We start from the raw sequence: 8,368 nt of genomic DNA, 5'->3' as shown, positions 1-8,368 counted from the left end.
TCGCCGGCCAACAGGGTCAGCATCTCCGAACAACCCGCCTCGACCTTCACGGTGGCCAGATCGTCACCCCGAGTCGGCCCGCGGTTGACGATGGCCACCGGGATACCGCAGGCGGCGGCGTGACGTACGAAGCGGTAACCGGAATAGACCGTCAGCGACGAGCCGGCCACCAACAGTGCCTGTGCCGCATCGATCAGTGAATAGACGTGCTCCACACGGTCTTTGGGGACATTTTCGCCGAAGTACACGATGTCGGGTTTGAGCATCCCGCCACAGGCCGGGCAGTCTCGGATGACGAAGGAATCGGTGTCGTCGACCATGGCGTCGGCGTCCGGTGCGACGGCGATCCCACCGACCTGTTCGGCACGCTCGGCGAATCCGGGATTGAGCGCCTCCAGGTCCTCGGCCAGCGCGGCCCGGCTCATCGTGTGGCCGCAGTCCAGACAGATCACCTGCGCGTAGGTGCCGTGCAGATTCACCACCGAGCGGCTCCCGGCCTTGGTGTGCAGCAGGTCGACGTTCTGCGTGATCAATCCCGTGACGACTCCGGCGGTTTCCAGCGCAGCCAGGGCGCGGTGTCCGGCGTTGGGCATGGTCTGGTCCATGTGGCGCCAGCCGACGTGGTTGCGCGCCCAGTACCGCCGGCGGAACTCGGGATCGGAGGTGAACTGCCGGATCGTCATCGGATTGCTCGGTGGCGAATCGGGACCGCGGTAGTCGGGAATCCCGGAGTCGGTCGACATTCCGGCCCCAGTCAGCACCGCGACCCGGCAACCCTGCAGCAGGGCTACGAGTTCGGGTGCGTCCACCCTCGCCAGGATAGGCCGCCGGTCAGAGGAGGCATTTGGCGGCGGGCAGGATCTCGGCACTCATGTTGCGGCGCATCATCTCGACCGCCGCGGCACCCAGCTCGGCGTCGATGTGGGCGACGCCGTCACTGGGAATCACCACGTCATAGTGCCGGACGTAGGCATCCAGGGCGCTGTAGAGGATGCACTGTTCGGTGACCTGCCCGGCCAGCACCACCCGCTTGGTGTTCAACCGGCCCAGCAGGTAATCCAGCGCCGTGGCGTAGAAGACGCTGTGGCGCACCTTGCTCAGCATCAGGGCATCGTCTGCGGGCACGATCGGCCGCACCAGTTCCGGGTGCTCCCCGTCCAGTGCGGCGGCGATGATGTCGCTGAATTGCGCGGTGAAATCGCCGTAGTTGTCGTTGACGTAGATCAGGTCGACGTCGTCGCGTGCGCGTGCGCCACCGATCAGCTCGACCAGCGGGTCGATGATCGGCGCCACGTTCGGCGCCAGGTGTTCGGCATCTTCGTGCCGGTAGTGGTTGAGCATGTCGACGATCACGACGGCGGTATCGCTCATGACTCAATTGATACCCAGTCGCCCGATCTTGACACTTTTCGGGCAACAATGGAGCCGATGGACTTCTACAGCGCCTACCGCCATGGTTTCGCCAGAGTTGCCGCCTGCACCCACCACACCGCGTTGGCGGATCCGCCGGCCAACGCCGAATCGGTGCTGCGCCTCGCGCAGGACTGCCACGACGACGGGGTGGCCGTCGCGGTCTTCCCGGAACTGACGCTGTCGGGCTATTCGATCGACGACATCGTGATGCAGGATGCGCTGCTGGAGTCGGTGGAGCAAGCGCTGATCGAGATCGTCGCGGCCTCGGTGGTGTTGACACCGGTACTCGTGGTCGGTGCGCCGCTGCGGCATCGGCACCGCATCTACAACACGGCGGTGGTCATCCACCGCGGTGCGGTGCTCGGCGTGGCACCCAAGTCCTATCTGCCGACCTACCGCGAGTTTTACGAGCGTCGGCAGATGGCCCCTGGTGACGATCAGCGCGGCACCATCCGGGTCGCCGGCGCCGACGTGCCGTTCGGTCCCGACCTGTTGTTCGTCGCCGCCGACGTGCCGGGCCTGGTGCTGCACGTCGAGGTCTGCGAGGACATGTTCGTGCCGATCCCGCCGAGCGCGCAGGCTGCACTGGCCGGTGCGACGGTGTTGGCCAACCTGTCGGGCAGCCCGATCACCGTCGGCCGCGCCGAGGACCGTTGCCTGTTGGCCCGCTCGGCCTCGTCGCGGTGTCTGGCCGCCTACGTCTATGCCGCCGCCGGCGAGGGGGAGTCGACCACCGATCTGGCCTGGGACGGTCAGACCATGATCTGGGAGAACGGGCTGCTGCTCGCCGACAGTGAGCGTTTCCCCCGCGGGGAGCGCCGCGCAGTGGCCGATGTGGATCTGGAGCTGCTGCGTTCCGAGCGGGTGCGCATGGGCACGTTCGACGACAATGCTCGACACCACAGCGACGACGTGACTGCGTTCCGCCGTATCGAGTTCCAACTCGACCCGCCCACGGGTGACATCGGATTGCGGCGCGAGGTCGAGCGTTTCCCGTTCGTCCCGTCGAATGCCGCCCGCCTGCAGCAGGATTGCTACGAGGCCTACAACATCCAGGTGTCGGGTCTGGAGCAACGGCTGCGGGCGCTGAACTTCCCCAAGGTCGTGATCGGGGTGTCCGGCGGTCTGGATTCCACCCACGCCCTGATCGTCGCGGCGCGGGCGATGGACCGCGAAAACCGCCCACGCAGTGACATTCTGGCGTTCACGCTGCCCGGGTTCGCCACCGGTGACCGCACCAAGAACAATGCAATCGAGTTGAGCCGGGCCCTGGGGGTGACGTTCGAAGAAATCGACATCAAGCAGACCGCGCAACTCATGCTCACCGAGATGGGGCATCCGTTCGGCCGCGGTGAGAAGGTCTACGACGTCACCTTCGAGAACGTGCAGGCCGGCCTGCGTACGGACTACCTGTTCCGGTTGGCTAACCAGCGTGGCGGCATCGTGCTGGGCACCGGCGATCTCTCGGAACTGGCGCTCGGGTGGTCGACGTATGGCGTCGGCGATCAGATGTCGCACTACAACGTCAACGGCGGGGTGCCGAAAACTCTTATCCAGCACCTGATCCGGTGGGTGATCTCCTCAGGGCAGTTCGGTGAGGAGGACTCTGACGTCAACACGGTGCTGCAGTCGGTGCTGGACACCGAGATCAGCCCCGAACTGGTTCCCACCGGGGAGGACGAGGAGATCCAGAGCAGCGAGGACAAGGTCGGCCCGTATGTGCTGCAGGACTTCTCACTGTTCCAGGTGCTGCGGTACGGGTTCCGGCCATCGAAGGTGGCGTTTTTGGCCTGGCATGCCTGGCATGACCGCGACCACGGAGACTGGCCGGCCGGATACCCCGAGGACAAGCGACCGGCATACTCCCTCAAGGAGATTCGGCACTGGCTGCAGGTGTTTGCCCAGCGGTTCTACTCGTTCTCTCAGTTCAAACGCTCGGCGCTGCCCAACGGCCCCAAGGTGTCCCATGGTGGTTCCTTGTCGCCCCGGGGTGATTGGCGCGCACCGTCGGACATGTCGGCACGGATCTGGCTCGACGAGATCGAGCGCGAGATTCCGGAGAGCTAGCGCTACAGCCGGCCGTCGGCACGCAGCTGCGGGTGCACCCACTCCGGTGAGCGGCGTTCCTTGAACGCCCGGAAGCCCTCGACGGCCTCGTCGCCGCTGTAGCTGGCCTTCATGCCGATCCGGTCGTAGAGGCCCATGTAGCTGTCCAGGCTGGACTTGACGACGCCGCGGGCGCGGGGCGCGGTGCGGCAGCACTGGGCCAGCACTTCGGTTGCGGCAGTGAGCAATTCGTCGTGCGGCACGACCCGGGCGACCATGCCCCAGTCGACCGCCTCGGCCGCGGTCAGCGTGCGGCCGGTGAACATCAGGTCGCGGGTGCGCACCGGGCCGATCAGCCGGGCCAGCATCTGGCTGTAGTAGGTGTCGGCGATGCCGCGGTACAACTCGGGCACCCGGAACGTGGCGCGGTCGCTGACCACGGCCACGTCGCTGCAGATCGCGATCTGCAGCCCACCGCCCTGACACAGTCCGTTGACCGCACTCACCACGGGTTTGACCGACTGACGCAGGGTTTCGAACGGGGTGACGTCCATCGACAGCGCCGCACCGAAACTCATCCAGTCGTCGACACCGTTGCCGCCGCCGAGGTCGCCGCCCGGGGCGAACACGTCGCCGGTACCGGTGATCAGCAGGCCGGCCAGGTCCGGATCGGCCTCGACATGGGTGACCGCATACCGGATGCCGAAGTACATCGCCGGGGTCATCGCGTTGCGGGCCTCGGGCCGGTCCAGGGTGACCACGCCGAACGGGCCCTGACGGTCGAACTTGAGGTACGGCGTGCCCAGCCAGTCGCCTTCGGGCGGTCGCGGCGAGAGTCCCTGCGTCATGCCGGCGACTATAACGGCAACGGTATCGGCTTCAGCGGACGCGGTTCAGTGCTTCAGGACGGCATCGATGTCAGCGGCACAGGGGGCGCAGTTGCCGGCCCCGCGGACCAGGGTGGCCAGCGCGCCGGCGGCACAGGCGCGTCGCAGCGCCGGTTCGTGGCCGGTGCTCCAGCCCGCGGCCAGCACCCCGGCGAAGACGTCACCGGCGCCGGCCGTGTCCAGGGCGCGCACCGCGGGTGCGGGTACGTCGAACCGTTCGTCGGGCCCCAGATAGCTGGCGCCGCGCTTGCCCCGGGTGATCACCAGGTGCCGTACCGGCCAGTGCCAGTCGGCGGCCTCGGTCTCGTTGACCACCACGACGTCCACCAACTCCGACAGGGCCAGTAAATGGTGCGCCGCGGTGCCCGGGGGCGAGGCGTTGAGCATGACGACCGCGCCGGCGGCCTTGGCCAGTTTGGCCGCTGCGACCGCGGTGGCGACGGGGATCTCCAGTTGGATCAACACCACTTCGCTCCACACGATGGCGCTGTGTGCGGCGGGCGAATCCACGTCGAGGTGGGCGTTGGCGCCCGGCGCCACCACGATGCTGTTCTCACCGACGGCGTCGACGAGGATGGCCGCCGATCCGCTTGGGCCAGGTATGCATGTCACCGCGTCGGAACCGACTCCGTTGGCCTGCAGGTGGCGGCGCAGGGACTCGCCGGCGGCGTCGTCACCAACGGCAGCCACGAGTGCGACGTCGGCGCCGGCCCGTGCAGCGGCCACGGCCTGGTTGCCACCCTTACCGCCGGGTGCGGACGTCAGTGACGAGGCCAGCACCGTCTGGCCCGGTCGCGGCAGAGTGTTGACGACGAACGTCTGGTCAGCATTGATGCTCCCAACCACGCACACCCGCGAAGCCGTCATGCCCACAACGCTAACGCCGCGGGGCACTGACACGTGTCGAAGTGCCTGAACACCTCCGATACCCTGGGGCAATGAGCGTGCAGACACCGTCCGTCAACGCCGGAACGCAGGACCTCCGCGGGCAGGTACACGAGGCCGCGCGGCGGGCCCGCGTCGCCGCCCGCACCCTGGGCACCTTGAGTGCCGAGACCAAGAACCGTGCCCTGCACGCCGCCGCCGACAGCGTGCTGGCCCATGTCCACGAGGTGCTGGCCGCCAACGCCGCTGATCTCGACGCCGCTCGCCAGGCCGGCACGCCGGAGGCGATGTTGGATCGCCTGGCGCTCAATCCGCAACGGGTCGACGGCATCGCCGCCGGGCTGCGTCAGGTCGCCGGCCTGCCCGATCCGGTCGGTCAGGTGATCAGCGGCCGCACCCTGCCCAACGGCTTGCAGTTGCGCCAGCAGCGGGTGCCGCTCGGCGTGGTCGGCATGGTCTACGAAGGCCGGCCCAACGTCACGGTGGACGCCTTCGGGCTCACCCTGAAATCCGGCAATGCCGCTCTGTTGCGCGGCAGTTCGTCTGCCGCGCAATCCAATCAGGCCCTGGTGACCGCGCTGCGTTCGGCGCTGAGCTCGGTAGATCTGCCGACCGACGCGGTGCAGTTGTTGCCCAGCCACGACCGGGCCAGCGTCACGCACCTGATCCAGGCCCGGGGTCTGGTCGACGTGGTGATCCCGCGCGGGGGAGCCGGCCTGATCGAGGCTGTTGTGCGCGACGCCCAGGTGCCCACGATCGAGACCGGCGTCGGCAATTGCCATGTCTACGTTGATTCCTCGGCCGACATCGAATTGGCCGAAAAGATCCTGCTGAACTCCAAGACCCGGCGCCCCAGCGTCTGCAATGCCGCCGAGACGCTGTTGGTGGACCGGGCGTTGGAGGCCACTGCGCTGCCCAGGCTGACCGCTGCGCTGCGCCAGGCCGGGGTCACCGTGCATGCCGATCCCAGCGACGAAGAGCTGCACGCCGAGTTCCTCTCGATGGACATCGCCGTGGCCCTGGTGGACGGAGTCGACGGGGCCATTGCCCACATCAACGAGTACGGCACCGGGCACACCGAGGCCATCGTGACGACGAATCTTGCTGCGGCCCAGCGTTTCACCGAACAGGTGGACGCGGCCGCGGTGATGGTCAACGCGTCCACCGCGTTCACCGACGGAGAGCAGTTCGGCTTCGGCGCCGAGATCGGCATCTCCACCCAGAAGCTGCATGCCCGCGGACCGATGGGCCTGCCCGAACTGACCTCGACCAAGTGGATCGTGTGGGGAGACGGTCAGACCCGCCCGGCCTAGCCGCCGACCAGATACAGACCAGGAGACCACATGAGCGTGCCCGCGCGCCCCGCGCCGTTGTTCGCCGACATCGACGATGTCGGGCGCCGGCTGGCCGAGACCGGCTATCTCGCCGACACCGCCACCGCGACAGCGGTGTTCCTCGCCGATCGGCTGGGCAAACCGCTGCTCGTGGAGGGGCCTGCCGGTGTCGGCAAGACCGAGCTGGCCCGCGCAGTCGCGGCCAGCACCGGTTCCGAACTGGTGCGCCTGCAGTGCTACGAGGGCGTCGACGAGGCCCGGGCACTGTACGAGTGGAACCACGCCAAGCAGATCCTGCGGATCCAGGCCGGGCAGAATGCCGCCGGCGGTGACTGGGACCAGACCAAGATGGACGTGTTCAGCGAGGAGTTCCTGCTGACCCGTCCGCTGCTGACCGCGATCAAACGCACCGACCCGACCGTGTTGCTGGTCGACGAGACGGACAAGGCTGACATCGAGATCGAGGGCCTGCTGTTGGAGGTGCTGTCGGACTTCGCGGTGACCGTGCCGGAACTCGGCACGATCACCGCGGAGCGGCCCCCGTTCGTGGTGCTCACGTCCAACGCCACCCGTGAGCTCTCCGAGGCGCTCAAGCGTCGTTGCCTGTTCCTGCACATCGACTTCCCGGATGCCGATCTGGAGCGTCGCATCCTGCTGTCGCGGGTTCCCGACCTGCCCGAGCACATCGCGGCCGAACTCGTCCGCATCATCGGGGTGCTGCGCGGCATGCAACTCAAGAAGCTGCCGTCGGTGGCCGAGACCATCGACTGGGGCCGCACCGTGCTGGCGCTGGGAATGGACACCATCGACGACGCGATGATCGCCGCCACCCTGGGCGTGGTGCTCAAACACCAGTCCGACCAGGTCAAGGCGGCCGGCGAGTTGAAGCTGAACTGATGGTGCCCCGCAGGGTTCGACCGTCCCAGCCGCTGGCCCCGCACGGGCTGCCGGGGCATCTTGTCGAGTTCGTCGAAGCCCTTCGCGGACAAGGGATCTCCGTCGGTCCGTCGGAGACGGTGGACGCCGGCCGGGTGATCACGGTGTTGGGCCTGGGGGACCGGGACGCGTTGCGGGAGGGCATCGCCTGCGCGGTGCTGCGACGCGCCGATCACCGCGACACCTACGACGCGATGTTCGATCTGTATTTCCCGGCGGCGCTGGGAGCACGCACGGTCCTCTCCGACGACGAGGGGGCCGACGGTGGCGAGGGGCAGCCCCAACTGCCGCCCGAGGACATCGAGGCCATGCGCGAGGCGCTGGTGCAGATGCTGGCCGACAACGAAGACCTGGCCAACCTCGACGACCGGCTCGCGGCCATGATCGCGCGCATCGTCGAGGCGTACGGCCGGTACAACTCCAGCCGCGGCCCGTCGTACTCGTCGTATCAGGCGCTCAAGGCGATGAGTCTGGACGATCTGGAGGGCCGGCTGCTGGCCGGGCTGCTCGCGCCGTATGGCGACGAGCCCACGCCCACGCAGGAGGAGATCGCCAAGGCGCTGGCCGCCCAGCGCATCGCGCAGCTGCGCAAGATGGTCGAGTCCGAGACCAAGCGGCGCACCGCCGAGCAACTGGGCCGCGAGCACGTGCAGATGTACGGGGTGCCGCAGCTGGCCGAGAACGTGGAGTTCCTGCGGGCCTCGGGCGAGCAGCTACGTCAGATGCGCAAGACGGTGCAGCCGTTGGCCCGCACCCTGGCGACCCGGCTGGCCGCGCGGCGACGCCGGTCCCGCTCCGGGGAGATCGACCTGCGCAAGACCCTGCGCAAATCGATGTCCACCGGCGGCGTGCCGATCGACGTGGTGC

8 protein-coding genes are annotated in these 8,368 nt (G+C 67.9%); 4 read left to right on the top strand and 4 right to left on the bottom strand.

Features of this window, described 5'->3' with window-relative positions; all coding sequences use genetic code 11:
• Together A5733_RS13135 and A5733_RS13130 are read right to left on the bottom strand one after the other, a co-directional pair.
• A partial coding sequence (locus tag A5733_RS13135; protein ID WP_076240427.1) for an NAD-dependent protein deacetylase occupies positions 1-809 on the bottom strand: 809 nt, incomplete at its 3' end.
• 22 nt (positions 810-831) lie between these two features.
• Complete coding sequence (locus tag A5733_RS13130) at positions 832-1,371, bottom strand: cysteine hydrolase family protein (protein ID WP_076240426.1); 540 nt, start codon at positions 1,369-1,371, stop codon at positions 832-834.
• A 57-nt stretch (positions 1,372-1,428) separates the two neighbouring features.
• Here A5733_RS13130 and A5733_RS13125 point away from each other — a divergent pair, with 57 nt between their 5' ends.
• A complete protein-coding gene (locus A5733_RS13125) occupies positions 1,429-3,480 on the top strand; it encodes an NAD(+) synthase (RefSeq protein ID WP_076240429.1) in 2,052 nt (683 codons plus the stop codon).
• Between the two features lie 2 nt (positions 3,481-3,482).
• Here A5733_RS13125 and A5733_RS13120 read toward each other — a convergent pair whose 3' ends face one another.
• Both A5733_RS13120 and A5733_RS13115 read right to left on the bottom strand, forming a co-directional pair.
• On the bottom strand, positions 3,483-4,307 hold the full coding sequence (locus A5733_RS13120) for an enoyl-CoA hydratase/isomerase family protein (protein WP_076240425.1): 825 nt from the start codon (positions 4,305-4,307) through the stop codon (positions 3,483-3,485).
• A 45-nt stretch (positions 4,308-4,352) separates the two neighbouring features.
• The gene (locus A5733_RS13115; protein WP_076240428.1) at positions 4,353-5,213 is read right to left on the bottom strand and encodes a ribokinase; all 861 of its coding nucleotides are present in this window, start codon (positions 5,211-5,213) and stop codon (positions 4,353-4,355) included.
• Positions 5,214-5,284: 71 nt separating this feature from the next.
• On the opposite strand from A5733_RS13115, the gene A5733_RS13110 reads away from it, so the two are divergent.
• The 3 genes from A5733_RS13110 to A5733_RS13100 form a co-directional block, all read left to right on the top strand.
• Positions 5,285-6,544, top strand: coding sequence for a glutamate-5-semialdehyde dehydrogenase (locus A5733_RS13110; protein ID WP_067769007.1), 1,260 nt, complete (start codon positions 5,285-5,287; stop codon positions 6,542-6,544).
• Between the two features lie 30 nt (positions 6,545-6,574).
• Entirely contained in the window at positions 6,575-7,462 is an 888-nt protein-coding gene (locus A5733_RS13105) for a MoxR family ATPase (RefSeq protein WP_076240424.1), read from the top strand.
• Positions 7,462-8,368, top strand: a 907-nt coding sequence (locus A5733_RS13100) for a VWA domain-containing protein (RefSeq protein ID WP_142253977.1), incomplete at its 3' end; no start/stop codon positions are given. The genes A5733_RS13105 and A5733_RS13100, both read left to right, overlap by 1 nt.

Source organism: Mycobacterium sp. NS-7484 (assembly GCF_001953975.1).
Lineage (GTDB): Bacteria > Actinomycetota > Actinomycetes > Mycobacteriales > Mycobacteriaceae > Mycobacterium.
This window is presented reverse-complemented; position numbering and strand designations above follow the sequence as displayed.